The organism is Streptomyces sp. NPDC002640 (assembly GCF_053592575.1).
Genome location: NZ_JBSFVZ010000009.1, coordinates 169,353 through 190,259, shown reverse-complemented (window position 1 = coordinate 190,259; position 20,907 = coordinate 169,353). Strand labels below are relative to the sequence as shown.

Annotated in this window: 17 protein-coding genes; 11 read left to right on the top strand and 6 right to left on the bottom strand. The window is 75.1% G+C overall.

Annotated features, from left to right (window positions below):
* Positions 1-3: 3 nt before the first annotated feature.
* Positions 4-645, bottom strand: coding sequence for a nucleotidyltransferase family protein (locus ACWD3O_RS14800; RefSeq protein ID WP_451416100.1), 642 nt, complete (start codon positions 643-645; stop codon positions 4-6).
* 290 nt (positions 646-935) lie between these two features.
* Here ACWD3O_RS14800 and ACWD3O_RS14795 point away from each other — a divergent pair, with 290 nt between their 5' ends.
* Positions 936-1,253, top strand: a complete 318-nt coding sequence (locus ACWD3O_RS14795; protein ID WP_451411414.1) for a DUF5955 family protein — start codon at positions 936-938, stop codon at positions 1,251-1,253.
* Between the two features lie 405 nt (positions 1,254-1,658).
* Here ACWD3O_RS14795 and ACWD3O_RS14790 read toward each other — a convergent pair whose 3' ends face one another.
* Positions 1,659-2,432, bottom strand: coding sequence for an IclR family transcriptional regulator (locus ACWD3O_RS14790; RefSeq protein WP_451411413.1), 774 nt, complete (start codon positions 2,430-2,432; stop codon positions 1,659-1,661).
* Positions 2,433-2,578: 146 nt separating this feature from the next.
* On the opposite strand from ACWD3O_RS14790, the gene allB reads away from it, so the two are divergent.
* From allB to ACWD3O_RS14775, 3 genes are all read left to right on the top strand, one after another.
* Positions 2,579-3,931, top strand: coding sequence for an allantoinase AllB (gene allB / locus ACWD3O_RS14785; RefSeq protein WP_451411412.1), 1,353 nt, complete (start codon positions 2,579-2,581; stop codon positions 3,929-3,931).
* Positions 3,932-4,065: 134 nt separating this feature from the next.
* Positions 4,066-5,181 carry an allantoicase gene (alc, locus tag ACWD3O_RS14780; RefSeq protein ID WP_451416099.1) on the top strand — a complete coding sequence of 372 codons (1,116 nt, stop codon included), beginning with the start codon at positions 4,066-4,068 and terminating at the stop codon, positions 5,179-5,181.
* A gap of 320 nt (positions 5,182-5,501) precedes the next feature.
* Positions 5,502-6,680 carry a cytochrome P450 family protein gene (locus ACWD3O_RS14775; RefSeq protein WP_451416098.1) on the top strand — a complete coding sequence of 393 codons (1,179 nt, stop codon included), beginning with the start codon at positions 5,502-5,504 and terminating at the stop codon, positions 6,678-6,680.
* A 55-nt stretch (positions 6,681-6,735) separates the two neighbouring features.
* On the opposite strand, the gene ACWD3O_RS14770 is transcribed toward ACWD3O_RS14775, so the two are convergent.
* Entirely contained in the window at positions 6,736-7,746 is a 1,011-nt protein-coding gene (locus ACWD3O_RS14770; protein WP_451411409.1) for a Gfo/Idh/MocA family protein, read from the bottom strand.
* Between the two features lie 691 nt (positions 7,747-8,437).
* Here ACWD3O_RS14770 and ACWD3O_RS14765 point away from each other — a divergent pair.
* The 7 genes from ACWD3O_RS14765 (at position 8,438) to ACWD3O_RS14735 (ending at position 18,832) form a co-directional block, all read left to right on the top strand.
* On the top strand, positions 8,438-9,442 hold the full coding sequence (locus tag ACWD3O_RS14765; RefSeq protein WP_451416097.1) for a sugar ABC transporter substrate-binding protein: 1,005 nt from the start codon (positions 8,438-8,440) through the stop codon (positions 9,440-9,442).
* Positions 9,439-10,488, top strand: coding sequence for an ABC transporter permease (locus ACWD3O_RS14760; RefSeq protein WP_451416096.1), 1,050 nt, complete (start codon positions 9,439-9,441; stop codon positions 10,486-10,488). Before ACWD3O_RS14765 ends, ACWD3O_RS14760 begins: the two co-directional genes overlap by 4 nt.
* Positions 10,485-11,354, top strand: a complete 870-nt coding sequence (locus ACWD3O_RS14755; protein ID WP_451416095.1) for an ATP-binding cassette domain-containing protein — start codon at positions 10,485-10,487, stop codon at positions 11,352-11,354. Before ACWD3O_RS14760 ends, ACWD3O_RS14755 begins: the two co-directional genes overlap by 4 nt.
* 121 nt (positions 11,355-11,475) lie before the next feature.
* Positions 11,476-12,663, top strand: coding sequence for an ROK family glucokinase (locus ACWD3O_RS14750; protein ID WP_451411405.1), 1,188 nt, complete (start codon positions 11,476-11,478; stop codon positions 12,661-12,663).
* 68 nt (positions 12,664-12,731) lie between these two features.
* The gene (locus ACWD3O_RS14745) at positions 12,732-13,280 is read left to right on the top strand and encodes a sugar kinase (protein ID WP_451411434.1); all 549 of its coding nucleotides are present in this window, start codon (positions 12,732-12,734) and stop codon (positions 13,278-13,280) included.
* 162 nt (positions 13,281-13,442) lie between these two features.
* The gene (locus tag ACWD3O_RS14740; protein ID WP_451416094.1) at positions 13,443-16,307 is read left to right on the top strand and encodes a DEAD/DEAH box helicase; all 2,865 of its coding nucleotides are present in this window, start codon (positions 13,443-13,445) and stop codon (positions 16,305-16,307) included.
* A gap of 599 nt (positions 16,308-16,906) precedes the next feature.
* Positions 16,907-18,832, top strand: coding sequence for an SWIM zinc finger family protein (locus tag ACWD3O_RS14735; protein ID WP_451416093.1), 1,926 nt, complete (start codon positions 16,907-16,909; stop codon positions 18,830-18,832).
* 57 nt (positions 18,833-18,889) lie between these two features.
* Here ACWD3O_RS14735 and ACWD3O_RS14730 read toward each other — a convergent pair whose 3' ends face one another.
* From ACWD3O_RS14730 to ACWD3O_RS14720, 3 genes are read right to left on the bottom strand one after another with little or no spacing between them, the layout of a single operon-like run.
* Complete coding sequence (locus ACWD3O_RS14730; RefSeq protein ID WP_451416092.1) at positions 18,890-19,378, bottom strand: DUF6278 family protein; 489 nt, start codon at positions 19,376-19,378, stop codon at positions 18,890-18,892.
* A gap of 60 nt (positions 19,379-19,438) precedes the next feature.
* Complete coding sequence (locus tag ACWD3O_RS14725; RefSeq protein ID WP_451416091.1) at positions 19,439-20,218, bottom strand: exodeoxyribonuclease III; 780 nt, start codon at positions 20,216-20,218, stop codon at positions 19,439-19,441.
* A gap of 45 nt (positions 20,219-20,263) precedes the next feature.
* Positions 20,264-20,899 (bottom strand): MBL fold metallo-hydrolase, encoded by a 636-nt coding sequence (locus ACWD3O_RS14720; RefSeq protein WP_451416090.1) that lies wholly within the window; start codon positions 20,897-20,899, stop codon positions 20,264-20,266.
* Positions 20,900-20,907: the final 8 nt, after the last annotated feature.

Genomic DNA, 20,907 nt, shown 5'->3' with positions numbered 1-20,907 from the left:
AGTTCAACGCCCCGGGCGCAGACGGGCCAGATCCGCCGGGGTGTCGACGTCGTACGGGTCGGCCACGTCCGCGCACTCCACCAGCGCGATCTCCGCCTGACGCGTCCTCAGGTAACCGCGTGCCCCCTGGTCGCCCTCCGCACGCGCGGTGATCCCCGGCCAGTGCGCGGCGCCGAACAGCACCGGATGTCCGCGCACGCCCGCGTACGCCGCCGACACCAGGGCGGCGGGAAGACGGTCCGGACCCCGGGCCAGGCCGGCCTCCGCCACCCTCCGCACGGCCTCCTCGCCGATCCCGGGCTGGTCCACCAGCAGCACCAGCGCGGCCCGGGACCCGCTGCCCTCCAGCGAGGCCAGACCAGCCCGCAGCGAGGAGCCCATGCCCCGCTCCCAGTCGGGGTTGTCCACCAGCACGCAGCCGGGCAGCCGGGCCCGTTCGCGCACCCGGTCGGCGCCGGCGCCGAGCACCACGTGGACGCGCGCGCAGCCGCCCGTGCGCAGGGCGGCGGAGGCCCGCTCGACCAGCAGGGCACCGTCGTGTTCCAGCAGGGCCTTGGGGCGCCCGCCGAGGCGCCGCCCGCCGCCCGCGGCGAGCAGCAGACCGGCGATCCCGGGGGTGGTCGCGTGCCTCACAGGTGTTGTCATGGGTCCTGCATACCTGACCTGGAAGAACGGCGTCGTGGGGCTGTGGACGACCGGCAGTTTCGTTGCCTGGAGTGAACCCTATGGGTGGAATTTGTCGCCATGGAGTGGCGCGACCGCCACGGGGTGGCGTTTACTGGCTCCCCCGCCTCCGCAGCGCCCGACCAGCGCCGTGGGCGGGAGGGGTTGCGCATGAGGGAGAGCATGATCCGCGAGCCGGCTCGTGCCCCTGGTTCCCAGGGGAGTCGACGTGCGACACACGGTGCCCGGCCGACGACGTGAGGGGGAGTGCGGTGCTGCGGAGCTTGGAACGTCCGCCGGCCGAAGGTCGGGGTGAGGACCCGCGGGTGACGGGCCTGCGGGCCGCGGTTGCCCGGCTGGGGCGTGAACTGGCGTCCTACCGGGTGGAGTTCACCGACCGGGCGGTGGCCGAGGAGGAGATCGCGGGTCTCGCCGCGCTGGCGGCGGAGCCGCTGCCCGACCCCGCGCGGCTGCGGCGCTCGCTGCTGCTGATCGCCGGAGCGGTCGGGTCCGTCTCCGCGCTGGCCGGCGGGATGGGCGAGGTCCGCCGCGCGGTGGAGGAGTTCGACTCCCCGGCCCCGGCGGTCTGACGGCCCGTCCCGTTCTGCGGCTGCCGCGAGGGGCGGTCGTCCCGCACCGGCGCGGCCTCGGGGCGGGTTCGCGGGCCCGGTCGCGGGCGCGGCTGGGAGTGCTGCTCGCCGGGCTGTCCGCGGGCGGGGGTGCTGCTCGCCGGGCTGTCCCGCGGTGTGCGTGCGACATCGACTGCCCGTCACTTGGCCACTCGGCAGTGACTGACGGCCACCGCGCAGTGCGGGTGCGGCGGTCCGGCCGCGGCCTCGGAGACGTGACCGTCGGATTGGTCGTGCGGACGTGACCAGCGATCGGAAGCCGCGTGGACGTCACGGAGCACCCGGGGCGGCTCCTGCGGAGACGGGCGGCTCACCCGGGGTTGGCGCGCGCCGGCCAGGCAAGGCCCGTGAAAGCGCGGCGGCTCGTCAGGCTGTGGGGGCGGCGCCCTGGAGGGTTTCGCCGAGTTCCGCCGCGACCGCCCGCAGCACCGGCACGATCCGCGCCGTCGCCTCGTCGGTGACCCGTCCCGCGGGCCCCGAGACCGACAGTGCCGCCCGCGTCGGTGACCCCGGCACCACCACGGCCAGGCACCGCACGCCCAGTTCCTGCTCGTTGTCGTCCACCGCGTACCCGTTCCGCCGGACCTCCTCCAGTGCCGCCAGGAACGCGTCCGGCGTGGTGATGGTCCGGTCCGTGGCCGCCGGCATCCCGGTCCGGGCCAGCAACGCGCGCACCTCCTCCGGCGAGGAGTCCGCCAGCAGCGCCTTGCCCACGCCGGTGGAGTGCGGGAGCACCCGGCGCCCGACCTCCGTGAACATCCGCATCGAGTGCCGGGACGGGACCTGCGCCACGTACACCGCCTCGTCGCCGTCCAGCAGCGCCATGTTGGCGGTCTCGCCGGTCTCGTCGACCAGCCGCGCCAGGTACGGCCGCGCCCACGACCCCAGCAGCCGTGAGGCGGACTCGCCCAGCCGGATCAGCCGGGGCCCCAGCGCGTAGCGGCGGCTCGGCTGCTGGCGGGCGTACCCGCACGTCACCAGCGTGCGCATCAGCCGGTGGATGGTCGGCAGCGGCAACCCGCTGCCCGCCGCCAGTTCGCTCAGGCCCACCTCGCCGCCCGCGTCCGCCATCCGCTCGAGCAGGTCGAAGGCGCGCTCGAGGGACTGGACCGATCCACTCGGGGAGCTGGGCGTCGGCACGGGCGTGGTCCTTTCGGCCTGAGGCTGGAACGGGGGAAGCGTAGCCCCAGCCGACCGAACGGGCGTCCGGCCAGGTCGCTCTTGACGCGGGAATGCCAGAGGGGAATCCTTCAACAAATCGTTGAAGCCAGAGGAGGGCCGTCCTCGTGCCCGAGGCCGAACTGCCGGATCACAGCGGGAATCGGGTGGTGCGCTCCACCCGCGTGGTCACCCCGGGCGGCATCCGCCCCGCCTCCGTCGTCGTCACCGAGGGCGTCATCGACGCGGTCCTCGACCACGACGCCCCCGTCCCGGCGGGAGCCGGACTCGAGGACGTCGGGGACCTGGTGGTGCTGCCCGGACTGGTCGACACCCACGTCCACGTCAACGACCCCGGCAGGGAGCACTGGGAGGGCTTCCGGTCCGCCACCCGCGCCGCGGCGGCCGGCGGGATCACCACCCTGGTCGACATGCCCCTCAACTCCCTTCCGCCGACCACCACCACGGACCACCTCGAGGTCAAGCGGACCGCGGCGCGCGGCCGGGTCCACGTGGACGTGGGGTTCTGGGGCGGCGCCGTCCCGGACAACGGCGGACGGCTCCGCCCGCTCCACGAGGCCGGCGTCTTCGGGTTCAAGGCCTTCCTCTCGCCGTCCGGCGTCGAGGAGTTCCCCGAACTGGACGCGCGGCAACTGGCCCGCGCCATGGCGGAGATCGCCGCGTTCGACGGGCTGCTGATCCTGCACGCCGAGGATCCCCACCGCCTCGCCGAGGCCCCCCAGCGCGGCGGCCCCCGGTACGCCGACTTCCTGGCCTCCCGGCCCCGGCACGCCGAGGACGGCGCGATCGCCCTGGTCCTCGGCCTGGCACGGGAGCACGGCACGCGGGTGCACATCCTGCACCTCTCCTCCTGCGACGCGCTCCCGCTGATCGCGCGGGCGCGGGCCGACGGCGTGCGCGTCACCGTCGAGACCTGCCCGCACTACCTCACCCTGACCGCCGAGGAAGTCCCCGACGGCGCCAGCGAGTTCAAGTGCTGCCCGCCCATCCGGGAGGCCGCCAACCAGGACCTGCTCTGGAAGGGGCTCGTCGACGGCGTGATCGACTGCGTCGTCACCGACCACTCCCCGTCCACCGCCGACCTCAAGACCAAGGACTTCGCCACCGCCTGGGGCGGCATCTCCGGACTCCAGCTCAGCCTGCCCGCCGTCTGGACCGAGGCCCGCCGCCGCGGACACGGCCTGCGGGACGTCGTGCGCTGGATGGCCGAGGGCACCGCCGCCCTCGCCGGGCTGGACCGGAAGGGCGCCGTCGCCCCCGGCCGCGACGCCGACCTCGTGGTCTTCGACCCGGACGCCTCGTTCACCGTCGACCCCGCCGGGCTCCACCACCGCAACCCCGTCACCGCCTACGCGGGCCGCACCCTCCAGGGCGTCGTCCGCGCCACCTGGCTGCGCGGGCGGAGGATCTACCTGGACGGCGCGTTCACCGAACCGTCCGGCCGCCTGCTGCACCGCTGACCCCTGCGGCCGAATCCCTCCGGCCGTTCCCGAGGCCGTCCCTCCGGCCGGCCCCTTCCGCCGTCGGCCGGGGGACGCCACCCGCCGACCACGCCGGACCGCCGGCCCCACCCCGAAAGGCAGGACACCCACCCGTGACGGCGATCCCCCGCTTCACCGGCCCCGCCCAGCCCTACCGCGGCGGCGACCCGTACGCCGACCACCGCACGGCCCCGTTCCCCTTCGCAGCCCTGCCCGACCTCGCCGACCGCCGGCTCGGCGGAGCGGTGATCGCCGCCAACGACGAGTTCTTCGCCCCGCGGGAGAACCTGCTGCTCCCCGGACCGGCCGTCTTCGAGCCGGAGACCTTCGGCCACAAGGGCAAGGTGATGGACGGCTGGGAGACCCGCCGCAGGCGCGGCGCCACCGCGGCCGACCCGTGGCCGGCCGACGACGACCACGACTGGGCGCTCGTCCGCCTCGGAGCCCCCGGCGTGGTGCGCGGCATCGTCGTCGACACCGCCCACTTCCGCGGCAACCACCCCCAGGCGGTCTCCGTCGAGGGCACCGCCGTTCCGGGCACGCCGTCACCGGAGGAACTGCTCGCCGACGACGTGAAGTGGACTCCGCTGGTGCCCCGCACCGAGGTCGGTGGACACGCGGCCAACGGCTTCGAGGTGACGGCGGAACGCCGCCTCACCCACCTGAGGGTCCGCCAGTACCCGGACGGGGGCATCGCCCGGCTCCGGGTCCACGGCGAGGTGGTGCCCGACCCCGCGTGGGCGGCGGCCCTGGGCGTCCTGGACGTCGTGGCCCTCGCCAACGGCGGCACGGTGGAGGACGCCTCGGACCGCTTCTACTCCCCGGCCTCGCACACCATCCTGCCCGGCCGGTCGGCCCGGATGGACGAGGGCTGGGAGACCAGGCGGCGACGCGACCGCGGCCACGACTGGATCACCTACCGGCTCGCCGCCCAGGCCTCGGTCACGGCCGTCGAGATCGACACCGCCTGCCTCAAGGGCAACAGCGCGGGCTGGGCGTCGGTGTCGCTCAGGGACGGCGACGCGGGCGCGTGGACCGAGGTCGTCCCCCGCACCCGCCTGCAGCCGGACACCAACCACCGGTTCGTGCTGCCCGCGGCCGCCACCGGTACCCACGCCCGGCTCGACGTGTACCCCGACGGGGGCGTCTCCCGGCTGCGCCTGCACGGAGCCCTCACCCCGGCGGGCCTCCAGGCACTCACCGTCCGGCTCCGCGAACTGGGCGGCTGACGGCGGCTCACCAGCCTCCGCGTCCCACCGGGCGAGGCGCCCTGCCGGGCTCGGCGCCCCACCGGGCGAGGCGCCCTGCCGGGCGAGGCGGCCTGCCGGGCGAGGCGGCCTGCCGGGCGAGGCGGCCTGCCGGGCGAGGCGGCCTGCCGGGCTCGGCGGCCAACGGGGCGAGGCGCCCTGCCGGGCTCGGCGCCCCGCCAGGCGCCCGGCCGCCGGGCGGTACCGGGCCGCGACACGCCGGAGCCGGAACCCGCCGCGCGCCCCGCCCGTTGCGGGAGTGGGGGACAGGGCGTCCCCCAGGGGACGGACAGGGGGATCCCATGGCCGACGTGGTGGACCTACGGCGGTACGGCGACGGCTTCCGCGCGGACCCGCATCCGGTCTACGCGGAGCTGAGGCGCGACGGGCCGGTGCACCGGGTGCTGCTGCCCCCGCCCGACGAGTACGAGACCTGGCTGGTCGTCGGCCATCAGGAGGCGCGCGCCGCGCTCGGCGACCCGCGCCTCGCCAAGGACCCGGAGAAGCTGGGCGGCGGCTTCGAGGCGGATCCCATCGGCAAGCACCTGCTCTTCGCCGACCCGCCCGACCACACCCGGCTCCGGCAACTGGTCTCCAAGGCGTTCACGCCCCGCCGGGTCGAGGCGCTGCGCCCGAGGATCCAGGAGATCACCGACGGACTGCTCGACCGGATGCTCCCCGCCGGCCGCGGCGACCTGGTCGAGTCGCTCTCCTACCCGCTGCCCATGGCGGTGATCTGCGAACTGCTCGGTGTCCCCGAGGAACAGCGCGCGAAGTTCCGCGCCATCTCCACCGACGCCGTCGCCCCCGCCACCGGCGCCGACGGGCTGAAGGCGGCCACGGCGTTCACCGAGTACCTCACCGAACTCGTGGAGGACAAGCGGTGCGCCGGTCCGGGCGACGACCTCCTGAGCCGGCTCGTCCACCCGGCCGCGGGGGACCACGACCGCCTCTCGCAGCGTGAACTCGTCGGCATGTCCTTCCTGCTGCTGCTGGCCGGCCACGAGACCACGGTCAACCTGATCACCGGCGCGGTCCACGCCCTGCTCACCCACCCCGACCAACTGGCGCTGCTCCGCGCCGACATGTCGCTGCTGGACGGCGCCGTGGAGGAGACGCTCCGCTTCGAGGGCCCGGTGGAGACGGCCACCTTCCGGTTCGCCGCCGAGCCGCTGGAGCTGGGCGGCGTCCGGGTCGAGCGCGGCGAGCAGGTGATGATCGGCCTCACGGCGGCCAACCGCGACCCCGCCCGGCACGCCGACCCGCACCGCTTCGACATACGCCGCCGGAACACGGGCCACCTGGCCTTCGGGCACGGTATCCACTTCTGCCTGGGCGCGCCGCTGGCCCGGCTGGAGGCCCGCATCGCCATCGGCTCCCTGCTGCGGCGGGCCCCCGGGCTCGCCCTCGACGGCCCGCCCGGCGAGTGGCTGCCCGGCGTGCTCGTCCGCGGCCTGCGCAGCCTGCCCCTGCGGTGGTGACCCGACGGGGACGCGGTGGTGCGCCGGGCGACCGGCACGTCGCCCGGCCCGGTGGTCAGTACAGGCTCTGCGGGATCTCGCCCATGTGCACGGGCCGGCGCTCGCGGCGGGACAGCTCGCACGCCTCCGCGATCCTGAGCGCCTCCAGCGCCTGCCGGCCGTCGCACGGGTTGGGCCGCGCGCCCCGCACCACGTCCAGGAAGGTGTACAGCTCGGCCTGGTACGCCGGGGCGAACCGCTCCAGGAAACCGGACCACGGCTTCTCCGCGGCGACCGGCCCGCCCGGCCCCGCGGAGAAGAACGGCGTCCGCTCGTCCAGGCCCACCACCATCTGGTCCAGCTCCCCGGCCAGCTCCATCCGCTGGTCGTAGCCCGAGCCGTTGAGCCGGGTCCCGGTCACGGTGGCGAGCGTGCCGTCCTCCAGGGTGATCAGCACGGCACCCGTGTCGACCTCTCCGGCGGCCCGGAACATCTCGGGACCGGCGGCCGACCCGGCGGCGTACACCTCGGCCACCTCCCGGCCGGTGACCCAGCGCAGCGTGTCGAAGTCGTGGATCAGCACGTCCCGGTAGAGACCGCCGGACAGCGCCAGGTGCTCGGCGGGCGGCGGCGCGGGCTCGGACGACAGCGCCCTCACCGTGTGCAGCCGCCCCAGCCGGCCGCTCCACACCGCCTCCTGGGCGGCGACGTGGGCGGCGTCGAACCGGCGCTGGAAGCCCATCTGCAGCACGGTGCCCGCCGCCTCCACGTCGGCGATGGCCTCCAGCGTGGAGCGCAGGTCCAGCGCTATGGGCTTCTCGCAGAACGCGGGCAGGCCGTAGCGGGCCGCGCGCCGGATCAGGTCGGAGTGCGCCGAGGTCGCCGCGGTGATCACCACCGCGTCGACGCCCCAGTTGAAGACCTCGTTCACACCGGGCGCCACCGTCGCCCCCAACCGCTGGCCGATCTCGTGGGCCCGGCCCTGGTCCGTGTCGGTGACGACGAGGGACCCCACCTCACTGTGACGGCTGAGGACATGGGCGTGCAGGGCCCCGATCCGTCCCGTACCGATGACTCCGATGCGCATGAGGACACAACTTGGTCTTCGCCTGACGCGATGTCAAAGCGCATGTCCGTTTGACCGGACATGCGGTTCCACTTCCCCCGACCGGGCGCGTCCCTCGCCCCCCGACGGGGGGCGGAACGTGGTGGCGGGGCACACCTTCCCGCCGTCGACCAGCACCTACCTGCCGCCGGCCGCCCGCGCCCCACTCCGAGCCACCACCCCGCCCCCCGCCACCGCGCGGGGTAGGGCGACGCCCCCGCACGTACCCGCCGCCGCGGCCGGCCGCCCGGCTGCCCGGCTGGCCGGGGTTGCCGAGAACCGCCGGGCGGCCCGGGGCCTCGCGGGTCACCGCCCGGCGGACCGGGCCCGCGCCCGCGGCGGCAGGCCGCGCCGTCGCGTCCCTCACGTGGCGGCGGGTCGGGCTCGTGGCGCTGGTCCGTGTCGCCCGTCGCGCGGGGCGGCGGGGCCTCAGGCGCCCGGTGCGGGGGCCGCGCAGCGCGCCGTGGAGCACGCGAGCCGGGGCTCCGACGGGCGGAGTGACGCATCTCGCATCCCCGTCCGTCGTCGCCGCCACGCGTCACCCCGCCGACCTTCCCGCCCCCCGGATGTTCGATAATGCTGCGTTCGGGGGTGATGGCCGGTGGCCGTCACCCCCGAGCCGGGAAGCGCGGAAAGGATCCGCGGAAGCCGAGAAGGAAGTAGGTCAGGCCTCGTGGGACGGTTTCGGACCTGGGTGGGTATCGCGGTGGCGGGGGCGCTCTGCGTCTCGGTCGCGGGCTGCAGCAGCACCGGCGGCAAGCGCGCCGAGGACGCCCGGAAGGCCTCGGCCGCCCAGGGGAAGGCGGCGGTGAACACCCCCCGCTGGACCTTCGCCATGATCACCCACTCCGGTGACGGCGACACCTTCTGGGACATCGTCCAGAACGGCGCCGAGCAGGCCGCCGTGAAGGACAACATCAACTTCCTCTACTCCCACGACGCCGAGGCGCAGCAGCAGGCCCAGTTGGTGGACGCCGCCGTGGACAAGAGGGTCGACGGCATCATCGTCACCCTTGCCAAGCCGGAGGCGATGAAGGCCGCCGTGGCCCGCGCCGTGAAGGCCGGCATCCCGGTGATCACGGTGAACTCCGGTTCGGACGTCTCCAAGGACTTCGGCGCCCTCACCCACATCGGCCAGGACGAGACCGTGGCCGGCCGCGCCGTCGGCGAGGAGCTCAACGCCCGCGGGAAGAAGAAGGCGCTCTGCATCCTGCACGAGCAGGGCAACGTCGGCCACGAGCAGCGCTGCGACGGCATCAAGGAGACCTTCGACGGCAAGGTCGAGAACCTGTACGTCGAGGGCACCAACATGCCCGACGTGCAGGCGTCCATCGGGGCCAAGCTGCAGACCGACAAGCAGGTCGACGCGATCGTCACCCTGGGCGCCCCCTTCGCGGACACCGCGGCGAAGGCGAAGGAGGAGACCGGCAGCAAGGCCGAGATCGACACCTTCGACCTCAACGCCAAGGTGGCCGCCGGCCTCGCGGACGGCACCCTCGGCTTCGCCGTCGACCAGCAGCCCTACCTGCAGGGCTACCAGGCCGTCGACCTGCTGTGGCTGTACAAGTACAACGCCGACGTGCTCGGTGGTGGCGAGCCCGTGCTGACCGGCCCGCAGATCGTCACCGAGGAGCAGGCCGGCGAGCTGGCCGAGTACGCGGAACGAGGCACCCGATGAGCACCACCGCACCGGCCGCGGCCGCCACGGCGGACGAACGGCTGCTGCGCACCTCGCCCCTGCGACGGCTGCTCGGCAGACCCGAGCTGGGCGCGGTGGTCGGCGCGGTCGCCGTCTTCGTCTTCTTCGCCGTCGTCGCCGATAGCTTCCTGCGCGGCTCCAGCCTCAGCACCGTCCTGTACGCCGCGTCCACCATCGGCATCATGGCCGTGCCCGTGGCGCTCCTCATGATCGGCGGCGAGTTCGACCTCTCCGCCGGCGTGCTGGTCACCACGTCCGCGCTGATCTCGTCGATGTTCAGCTACCGGATGACGGCCAACGTCTGGGTCGGCGTCGGCGTCTCGCTGCTGGTCACGCTGGGCGTCGGGGCCTTCAACGGGTTCATGCTGACCCGCACCAAGCTGCCCAGCTTCATCATCACGCTGGGCACCTACCTGATGCTCATCGGCATGAACCTGGGCTTCACCAAGCTGATCAGCGGCACGGTCTCCACCAGGACGATCGCCGACATGGACGGCTTCGACCAGGCCAAGGCGGTCTTCGCCTCCACCTTCACCGTCGGCGGGATCGACTTCAAGATCACGATCCTCTGGTGGCTGCTGCTGATCGCCGTCGCCTCCTGGATCCTGCTGCGCACCCGCGTGGGCAACTGGATCTTCGCCGTCGGCGGCAACGAGACGGCGGCCCGGGCGGTGGGCGTGCCGGTGCGGGCCACCAAGATCGGCCTCTACATGGGCGTGGGCCTGGCCGCCTGGATCTCCGGCCAGCACCTGCTCTTCAGCTACGACGTCGTCCAGTCCGGCGAGGGCGTCGGCAACGAGCTGATCTACATCATCGCGGCGGTCATCGGCGGCTGCCTGATCACCGGCGGCTACGGCTCCGCCGTCGGCTCGGCGGTCGGCGCGCTCATCTTCGGCATGACCAGCAAGGGCATCGTGTTCGCCGAGTGGGACCCCGACTGGTTCAAGTTCTTCCTCGGAGCGATGCTGCTCCTGGCGACCCTGCTCAACCACTGGGTCCGCAAGCGCGCGGAGGCGACCACGTGACCACGGCGACCGAACCGACCGCCGAGCAGACCCCCGGGGCGGCCCCGCTGGTCGAGCTGGAGCGCGTCAGCAAGTACTACGGCAACGTCCGCGCCCTGGAGGGCGTCTCCCTCGAGGCCCACGCGGGCGAGATCACCTGCGTGCTGGGCGACAACGGCGCGGGCAAGTCCACCCTGATCAAGATCATCTCCGGCCTGCACGGCCACGACGCGGGCACCTTCCGCATCGACGGCGAGGAGACCACCCTGGCCGGCCCGCGCCAGGCACTGGACCGCGGGATCGCCACCGTCTACCAGGACCTGGCGGTCGTCCCGCTGATGCCGGTCTGGCGGAACTTCTTCCTCGGCTCGGAGCCCACCACGGGCCGCGGCCCGTTCCGGCGCATGGACGTCGACCTCATGCGCCGCACCACCCACGCCGAACTGCTGCGCATGGGCATCGACCTGCGCGACGTGGACCAGCCCATCGGGACCCTCTCCGGCGGCGAGCGCCAGTGCGTGGCCATCGCCCGGGCCGTGTACTTCGGCGCCAAGGTGCTGGTCCTCGACGAGCCGACCGCCGCCCTGGGCGTCAAGCAGTCGGGTGTGGTCCTCAAATACGTGGCCGCCGCCCGTGACGCCGGACTGGCTGTTGTGTTCATCACCCACAACCCGCACCACGCCTACCTGGTCGGCGACCGGTTCGTCCTGCTCAAGCGGGGCACCATGGCGGGCCACCACACCCGCGACGGCATCACCCTCGACGAGCTGACCCGGCAGATGGCCGGCGGGGACGAGCTGGACGACCTGCGCCACGAGTTGGAGCGCGCGGAACCGGCCGCTCCCCTCGGGGCCACCGAGGCGGACGAGGAGCGGCCGCGGTCGTGAGCGCGACGACAGCGGGGACGGCTCCGGCCCGGGCCGCGGGACACACGGGCCGGACGGCACGGACGGGCCGGGTGGGGCGCCGCCATGCGGCGGCTCACCGGATTGAGGCAGAATCGGCGCGATGAGCACCTACCGCGACCTCGCACTGCCCCGGGCGCTGAACCCGGCCAGGACGGCCGGAGCCCCGATCGGCTCGCGCCGTGCCCCCGTCCTGAGAACGGTGGGTTCCCGGGAGCGCCGTTCGCACCTGTCGGCGCCCCGCGTGCCCACGGTCGGCATCGACATCGGCGGTACCAAGGTGATGGCCGGCGTCGTCGACGCCGACGGCAACATCCTGGAGAAGCTCCGGGCCGAGACCCCGGACAAGTCCAAGAGCCCCAAGGTCGTCGAGGACACCATCGCCGAACTGGTGCTGGACCTCTCCGACCGGCACGACGTGCACGCCGTCGGCATCGGCGCGGCCGGCTGGATCGACGCCGACATGAACCGGGTCCTGTTCGCCCCGCACCTGTCCTGGCGCAACGAACCGCTGCGCGACCGGCTGGCGGAGCGGCTCGCGGTGCCCGTGCTGGTCGACAACGACGCCAACGCGGCCGCCTGGGCCGAGTGGCGGTTCGGCGCCGGCAAGGGCGAGGACCACCTCGTCATGATCACGCTCGGCACCGGCATCGGCGGCGCCATCCTCGAGGAGGGGCGCGTCAAGCGCGGCAAGTTCGGGGTGGCCGGCGAGTTCGGCCACATGCAGGTCGTCCCCGGCGGCCACCGCTGCCCCTGCGGCAACCGCGGCTGCTGGGAGCAGTACAGCTCCGGCAACGCCCTGGTCCGCGAGGCCCGCGAGCTGGCCGCCGCGGACTCGCCGGTCGCGTTCGGCATCATCGAGCACGTCAAGGGCGACATCTCCGCCATCACCGGTCCGATGATCACCGAGCTGGCCCGCGAGGGCGACGCCATGTGCGTCGAACTGCTCCAGGACATCGGCCAGTGGCTGGGCGTCGGCATCGCCAACCTGGCGGCCGCCCTGGACCCGTCCTGCTTCGTGATCGGCGGCGGCGTCTCGGCCGCCGACGACCTGCTGATCGGTCCCGCCCGGGACGCCTTCCGGCGGCACCTCACCGGTCGCGGCTACCGCCCCGAGGCCCGCATCGCGCGCGCCCAGCTCGGCCCCGAGGCCGGCATGGTGGGCGCCGCCGACCTGTCCCGCCTGGTCGCCCGGCGTTTCCGCCGCGCCAAGCGCCGCCGCACCGAGCGGTACGAGCGCTTCGAGCGCGTCCCGGACCCCGCCGCCCGCACCTCCGGGGACGGCCTGTGACCGACGTCCGACCTCCTGGGCCCGGCGGGAACGGCGAGCAGTCCCGCAAATACGCCCACCAGGACCCCCTGCTGCTGGCCGGCGACGACCGGGAGGCCCGGCGCCGGGTGATCCGGCGGCGTGCGCTGACGCTGCTGACCATCGTGCTGCTCATCGGCATCCCGGCCGGCTACCTGGTGATCTCCGGAGCCCAGAGCCGGGACAGCGGCAAGGACAAGGAGGCGCGCTACTCCGCCACCGGCCTCACCTGGGGCTGGCCCTCCAAGGTGCAGCGCCGCATCTACCAGGTGCCCATCCCGCACCCGGCCGAGCTGGTCGCCCAGTACGAGACCAACAACTGGCGCACCAGCCGGCTGCACGTCCAGTTCCTCACCACCGAGGCGGGCCTGGACACCTTCCTGCGCTCCATGGGCGTCACGCGCGACGACCTGAAGAAGGACGAGATCGCCATCGGCGAGCGCGACCGGCGCACCGCCGGGTGGGAGTTCCGCGGGCCCGGTCCCTGGTACGGGCTCACCCGCACCCAGGAGAACCCGCTGCCCACCCAGAACGTGGTCGTCAACATGTCGGACCCGGCTAACCCGATGGTGTACGTGGTTTCCCGGACAACTCCCTGACCTGCGACGTCGTCGGCAGCAGAGGGCCGCTCGCCGCCCGTTCCGGGGCCGTGGGCGGCCCTCCGTCCGTCCGGGGAGGCCCCGGCCGCTCCCGTTGTCGGAAGCCGAACGTAGAGTCGAAAACAGTCGGGAGTGACGAGCGAGGACGAGGAGGACAGGCGCATGAACGACACCGGCGGTACCGCACTGGCGCGCCTGGCCGCCGTGTTCCTCCCCTCCGCCCTTCCCCGCGAGGGCCGCGTCGCCTTCTGGGACCCGGCCGGACACCCGCCGCCCGGGGGCTCCACCACCACCGAGCTCACCGTGGTGCGGGCGCACGGCCAGGGCGTCCGCCGCCGTACCGTCCCCGCGGTGGTCCTGCCGGTCGTGGCCGCCCTGCCCCTGCTGGTCCGTGCCCGTCACGACCCCACCGCCCACCCGGCCACCGCCTGCTGGGGCGCAGCCGCGCTGCACGCGCTCCGGCTGGTCGCCCGCGGCCGCCTCCTCCCCGGCCTCACCGCCGAGGGGTACGACGCCTGGCGGGCCGGCCCGCTGGACCCGGAGGACGCCGCGCACCTGCGCGCGGTCGCCGCCGCCCTGCCCCCGGAGGGCCACGCCCACCCGCTGCCCGGCCCCGCCCCGCTGCGGTTGCCCGGCCCGGAGACCCTGGTCCGCGCCTTCCTGGACGCCGTGGCCGACGCCCTGCCGCGCACGCCCGCCGCCCCCCACGCCGTCGGCGGACCCTTCGCCGCGCCCGAGGCCCAGCACCTGCCCGGTGCCCACGAGTGGGCCGCCGAGGTCGCCTCCGGGATGGACGCCGGCGTGCGGATCTCGCTCCGCCTCGACCTCTCCGCCTTCAGCCTGTTCGACAGCGAGGACGCCCGCGACGGCGTCACCGCCCCGGCCGGGACCGGCGGCGCGGCCGGCGCCGTGACCCGCCGGGCGGGGGCGGCCGTCGTCCAGGTGCACAGCCTCGCCGACCCCACGCTGATGGTCGACGCCGCCGCCCTCTGGGCCGGCCAGGCCCCCGACGCGTTCGGTCCCCGCGCCCGGATCGACGCCGCCCTGGCCGTCCGCCGCGCCGCCCGCGTCTGGCCCCCGCTGGAACGCCTCGCCGAACAGGACGTGCCCGACGTGATGGCGCTCGGCGAGGAGGAGGTCGCCGACCTGCTCGGGGCCGCCGCCACCCGGCTGGCCGCCGCCGGGGTCACCGTCCACTGGCCGCGCGATCTCGCCCAGGATCTCGCCGCCACCGCCGTGGTCCGCTCCGCCCCGGGCTCGGCCACCGACGGCACCGGCTTCTTCGAGAGCGAGGACCTGCTCCGCTTCGAGTGGCAGCTCGCCCTCGGCGGCGAACCGCTCACCGAGGCCGAGATGGACGCCCTCGCCGAGGCCCACCGTCCCGTGGTGCGCCTGCGCGACCGGTGGGTGGTCGTCGACCCCGCGCTGGTCCGCAAGGCCCGCAAGCGCGACCTGGGGCTGCTCGACCCCGTCGACGCCCTCGCCGTCGCCCTCACCGGCGCGGCCGAGGTCGACGGCGAGACGGTCGAGGCGGTGCCGTCCGGCGCCCTCGCCACCCTCCGGGACCGCCTGGTCGCCGGGCCACGGCCCGCGGCCCCGCCGGCCGGCCTGCGGGCCGAGCTGCGCGACTACCAGCTCCGGGGCCTGGCCTGGCTCGACCTGATGACCTCCCTCGGCCTCGGCGGCTGCCTCGCCGACGACATGGGGCTCGGCAAGACCATCACCCTGATCGCCCTCCACCTCCGGCGCGCCGAACGCGGTCCCGCCGGGCGGCCCACCCTGGTGGTCTGCCCTGCATCCCTGCTCGGCAACTGGCAGCGCGAGGTCCAGCGGTTCGCCCCCGGAGTGCCCGTCCGCCGCTTCCACGGCGCGGGCCGCACCCTCGCCGACGTCGACGGCGGCTTCGTCCTCACCACCTACGGCACCATGCGCTCCGCCGCCGAGGAACTGGCCGGAGTGGAGTGGGGCATGGTCGTCGCTGACGAGGCGCAGCACATCAAGAACCCGTACTCGGCGACCGCCCGCGCCCTGCGCACCATCCCCACGCCCGCCAGGGTCGCCCTCACCGGCACCCCGGTCGAGAACAACCTCTCCGAGCTGTGGGCCCTCCTCGACTGGACCACGCCGGGCCTCCTCGGCCCGCTGAAGTCCTTCCGCGCCCGGCACGCCCGCGCCGTCGAGGGCGGGGAGGACCCGGAGGCCGCCGAGCGGCTCGCCCGCCTGGTCCGCCCGTTCCTGCTGCGACGCCGCAAGTCCGACCCGGGCATCGTGCCGGAACTCCCGCCGAAGACGGAGACGGACCGCCCGGTGCCGCTCACCAGGGAACAGGCGTCGCTGTACGAGGCGGTGGTCCGCGAGTCCATGCTGGTCATCGAGGGCAGCGAGGGCATCGCCCGCCGTGGCCTCGTCCTGAAGCTGCTGACCGCGCTCAAGCAGATCTGCGACCACCCCGCGCTGTACCTCAAGGAAGGCTTCTCCCCGGACCGGACGCGGGCCGACCGTTCCGGGAAGCTCGCCCTGCTCGACGAGCTCCTGGACACGGTCCTCGCCGAGGACGGGTCGATGCTGGTCTTCACCCAGTACGTCGGCATGGCCCGCCTGATCACCCACCACCTCGCCGCCCGTTCCGTCCCCGCCGAGATGCTCCACGGGGGCACGCCCGTCCCCGAGCGCGAGCGCATGGTCGACCGCTTCCAGGACGGCGCGACCCCCGTGCTGGTGCTCTCCCTCAAGGCCGCCGGCACCGGGCTCAACCTCACCCGGGCCGGACACGTCGTGCACTTCGACCGCTGGTGGAACCCGGCGGTGGAGGAACAGGCCACCGACCGCGCCTACCGCATCGGGCAGACCCAGCCGGTGCAGGTGCACCGGCTGATCACCGAGGGCACGGTGGAGGACCGGATCGCCGAGATGCTGGAGGCGAAGCGGGCGCTCGCGGACGCGATCCTGGGCTCCGGCGAGGCGGCCCTCACCGAACTCACCGACCGCGAACTCACCGACCTCGTCTCCCTCCGGAGGCCCGCATGACCCCGCCCCAGCCCGCGAAACCGGAACGGGACGCCGCCGCGCCGGGCGCCGCCGCGCCGGGCGCCGCCGCGCCGGATGCCGCCGCCCCGGAAGCCGCGCGGGGGCCGGACGAGCATCGCCCGGGAGGGGAACCGCCCCGTGCGGGTCGGCCCGGCTCGGGTGAGCCGGTTCGGCCGGACTCCACCGCGGACGGGTCGGGGGCCGTCTCCGGTGACTCCGAGGAAGCCGGTGCGCAGGCTGCGGGCCGGGAGGACGGCGGTGTCACCGGCACCGTGTCGGACGCGCGGCTGACCGGCACGGGCACGGGGGAGGCCCCCGGCGGACACTCGCCGCACGACCGGGCAGCCGAGGGCGGAGACGACACGCCTCACGGCGTCGGCGGGCCCGCCGGAAACGAGAGTCCCGCCGAGGCGGCGCGGCGAGCGCTGCGGGTGGCTCGCGCCCTGGCGCGCCCCGCCACGCCTGGCGAGCGCGACCCGGCGGCCTCCGGCACCAGCCCCTTTGCCGCGCACAGGCCCACGGACCCCGCGTCGGCCGCCGGACCGGCCGGAGCCCGTCCGTCCGCCGCCGCCCGCGCCGCCATCCGCCGCCGGGGACCCGTGGCGGAGACCGAACCGGGGAGCACCAGGCCGGAGGAGGACGCCGGGGCCGCCCCGCCGGACGCGGACGCTGCACCGGGCGTCGCCCGAGGCGCGGGTCCGGCGGAGAGCACCGAGCAGTCGACGCCGCGGACCGACGAACCGTCCCCCGCGGAACGCGCCCGCGAGGCGCTCCGCGCGGCCCGCGCCGCCGCCGATCCGGGCCACGCCCCCGGAGCGACCGCACCCGCCGGAGCCCCCTCCGCGGACGCCCCCGCCGTGGCGGACCAGAGCGACGACGCGGACCCCGCACCGGCTGCGCGGGCGTCCACCCCCGCGGCGTGGGCGCGGAAGGCGGCGGCCCCGGCCCCGGCCCCGGCCGCGGACCGAAGCCCTGCTGCCGGTCGGGGCCCGGCTTCGGACCGGAGCCCGGCCCCGGCCGACGCCGATGCGGCCGACGCCGAGGCGGCCGAGTCGGAGGCGGCCCGGTCCCAGCCGGCCGACGTGAACGGCACCGCCCGGCACCGCGGCACGCCGCCCCGCGAGACCCGTCCCGTCCAGGACGCCCTCCCGCACGACCCGCCCGCGCCGCCCTCCACCCGGCCGCGCGGCGTCGGCGACGACCACCGCAAGACGTTCGACCGTCTGCCCCCGCGGGAGGAGGGCGCGGCCCTCGCCGAGACGCCGTGGGGCGACGCCTGGCTGACCGCGCTCACCGAGCGCGCGCTGGACCCCGCCCGGCTGGCCCGCGGCCGGCGCTACGCCGAGGGCGGCCGGGTCGACGCCATCACCGTCACCCCCGGACTGGCCATCGCCTACGTGCACGGCAGCCGCCCCCGTCCCTACCGCGCCCAGGTCCGCGTCCGCACCCTGGACGACGCCGAGTGGGAGGCGTTCCTGGACGCCGTGGCGGAGCGCCCGGCTCACATCGCCGCCCTGCTGGACCGCCGGCTGCCCGAGGCGCTGCTCGACGGAGGCGTCGGCGCACCGCTGCTGCCCCGCCGGGGCGACCTGCTGCCGTTCTGCGGCTGCCCGGACACCGGCCGCCCCTGCAAGCACGCCGCCGCGCTCTGCTACCAGACCGCACGTTTCCTCGACGCCGACCCCTTCGCGCTGCTCCTGCTGCGCGGCCGGGGCGAGCGGGAAATCCTCGACGCCCTCTCCCGCCGCAACGCCGCACACGCAGCGCGGGCCGCCGCCGAGGCCCGCGCGTCCCGCCGACGGGACGGGGGAGTGCCGGAGGGACTGCGCGCCAAGGACGCCCTCGCCCGCGCGGCCGCGGGACTTCCGCCGCTGCCGGCCCCGCTGCCGCCGCCCGAGCACCCCGGGCAGCCGCCCGCCTACCCCGCCGCCCCCGGCGGCCCGGACCCCTACGCCCTGGACCAGTTGGCGACGCACGCCGCCGTCCGCGCCCACGCGCTGCTCACCACCGGCGCGGACCCGGTCGGCGGGCTGACGCTCTGGCAGGACGCGGTGCACATCGCGGCGGCCCGCCCCGGCTCCGGGCTCACGGCGGCGACCCGCACCCTGTACTCGTCCCTCGCCGCGGCGGCCGGCCGCACCCCCGTGGAACTTGCCCGCGCGGTCGCCGCGTGGCGGCAGGGCGGGCCGGCCGGGCTGGTGGTGCTCGAGGGGGAACCGTGGGACCCGCCGGCCGGTCGCTTCGACCGCGCCCGTCCTCTGCTGCTGGCCGCCGGCCTGGAGCCGTTCCGTCCCTGGCGCAACCGCCTCACCCACCCGGTGGGCCATGCCCAGATACGCCTCGGCCAGGACAACCTCTGGTACGCCTACGAGTCCGAGCCCGGCGCCGACGACTGGTGGCCGCGCGGCACCGCCGACGCCGACCCGGTGGCCGCCCTCAGCGCCCTGGGCCCCGGCCTCGACCCGGCGGAACTCCCCCCGGAACCCCGGCATCCACACGACCACACCACTGACGCGCGACGGTGACACCGGACAGGCGCCGGGCCGGACAGGTGCCGGCCCCCGCCGCGAGAGGGGAGCCCGTCAGGACTCCGACGCCTCCGCGTAGACATGGCAGAGTTCCGGCGCCCCGTCCGCGGCCCACGCCCGCCCGGCCGTGACCACGTCGATCTCCCGACCGGACGCCAGCCGTACCACCGGCAGGCCGTTCGGCCAGATCTCCCACAGCGCCCCGGGCACCGTGCGCACCACCACGGTCCCCAGGTACAGCCCCGCGTCGTTGCCCAGGCGCAGGACCGTCTCCTCGTCGTCCCGCCACCGCGGGGCGAGCTGGTCGAGTGCCTCGAGCGAGGCCGGGGAGTCGTCCAGCACGACGCCCTCCCCGGCGGCGTGCTCCCGCAGCAGCTCGCACTCGGCGAGCAGTTCGGCGACGCCTCCGGCCGCCGCCCCCGGTCCGCCCGAGCCGGTGTCCGTGCCGTCCGCGGCGGAGGGCGGCACGCCCCCCACCAGCACCGTCGTCCCCCGGGAAGGACCGTGCCTCTTGCGCCAGTAGTCCAGGAAGGGGATGTTCATGCCTTCCAGACTGGCACCGGCACCCGCTCCCTGACCATGGGGCGCGCGGACGCCGGACCGTCAGACGTCGAGGTCCACCACGACCGGGGCGTGGTCGGACGCACCCTTGCCCTTGCGCTCCTCGCGGTCCACGTAGGCGTCCTTGGCCGCCTTGGCGAACGCCTGGTTGCCGAAGACCAGGTCGATGCGCATGCCCCGGTTCTTGGGGAAGCAGAGCTGCCGGTAGTCCCAGTACGTGAACGGGCGGTCGTACTTGAGCGGCCGCGGCACCACGTCCTGAAGGCCCGTCTCCAGCAGCGAGGCCAGCGCGGCCCGCTCCGCCGGGGTGACGTGGGTCATCCCCTCGAAGGCGGCGACGTCGTGCACGTCCTCGTCGGTCGGGGCCACGTTGTAGTCGCCCATCACCGCGAACGGGCGGCTGCCGGCCGCGTCCCCGGCCACGGCGGCCCGCAGGGCCTCGAACCACTGCAGCTTGTAGGCGTAGTGGGGGTGCCCGACCTCCCGGCCGTTGGGCACGTACACCGACCAGACGCGGACCGGGCCGCAGGTCGCGGAGATCGCGCGGGGCTCCTCGACGCCCTCGTAACCGGGGTCGCCCGGCAGGCCCTTGACCACGTCCTCCAGACCCACCCGGGACAGGACGGCAACGCCGTTCCACCGGCCCGTGGCGTTCACCGCGGCCTCGTAGCCCAGCTCACGCAGCGGCTCGAAGGGGAACTGCGCCTCGGCGACCTTGGCCTCCTGCAGGCACAGCACGTCCGTGCCGCTGCTCTCCAGCCAGGCCAGCAGCCTCGGGAGACGGGCGGTGATCGAGTTCACGTTCCAGGTGGCGATGCGCATGGCTCCACGCTACCCGCTGGGTCCGACAGCCCCGCGCGGCCCGGGTCAGAGCCGGGCCGAGTCGCCCGGCGCGAGCCGCAGGTGCTCCGTGCCGCCGAGCGCGCCGATCTGCCGGTCGTAGATCGGCCGGGCCAGGTCGGTCAGCAGGGCGTCGTGCACGTCGTAGGCGCGCAGCGGCCGGACCTCGCGGACGTAGTCGATCACCTCGGAGATCTTGCTCCACGGCGCCTGCACCGGAAGCAGCAGCGTCTCCACCGAGGCACCCTCGGGCACGGTGAGCGCGTCCCCGGGGTGGAAGACGCGGCCGTCGACCAGGAAGCCGACGTTAGTGACGCGGGGGATGTCCGGGTGGATCACCGCGTGCAGCTCGCCGTGCACCTGCACGTCGAACCCGGCGGCGGAGAAGGCGTCACCGTTGCCGACCGTGTGCACCCGGCCCGGGAACGCCGCCGAGAGCTGGTCGGCGACCGAGGCCAGGGTCCAGATCTCGGCGGCCGGGTTCCCCTCCAGCGCGGCGCGCAGCCTGCCCTCGTCGAAGTGGTCCGGGTGCTCGTGGGTGACCAGGACGGCGTCCGCCCCGGCCACGGCGTCCTCCTCGGTGAACGAGCCGGGGTCGACGACCAGGACGCCGCCGTCCTTCTCCAGACGGACACAGGAGTGGGACTTCTTGATGAACCTCATGGTCCCCA